Origin of the sequence: Syntrophomonas sp. UBA1041, assembly GCF_002316705.1 — a bacterium.
Taxonomy (GTDB): Bacteria; Bacillota; Syntrophomonadia; order Syntrophomonadales; family Syntrophomonadaceae; genus DTU019.
In genome coordinates this window covers 13,603-13,909 of record NZ_DCEA01000048.1, presented here as the reverse complement: position 1 = coordinate 13,909, position 307 = coordinate 13,603, and the positions used below count along the sequence as shown (strand labels likewise).

General features: G+C 47.2%; 1 protein-coding gene. It reads right to left on the bottom strand.

The window, feature by feature from the left end; all coding sequences use genetic code 11:
• The coding region (locus B2633_RS07340; RefSeq protein WP_483169950.1) for a class I tRNA ligase family protein at positions 1 to 307 on the bottom strand (307 nt) is incomplete at both ends.

The following is a 307-nucleotide window of genomic DNA, read 5'->3' as shown; positions in this document are numbered from 1 at the left end:
AGACCGTTTTCGGCAGGGGAAGATCAAGAGCCATCAACATGGTGGGCCAAATTACCGCATGGAAACGAACAATGTCTTTGGCCATTAAGTGCACGTCGGCAGGCCAGAACTTTCTGAATTGCTCTCCATCCTGCAAATAGCCGACGGCAGTCAAATAATTGATCAAAGCATCAAACCATACATATACCACATGCTTATTATTAAAAGGCACCGGAATACCCCAGCTAAACGTGGTTCGGGAAACACACAGGTCCTCCAGCCCGCTTTTAATAAAATTGACAATCTCATTGCGCCGGGACTCAGGCTG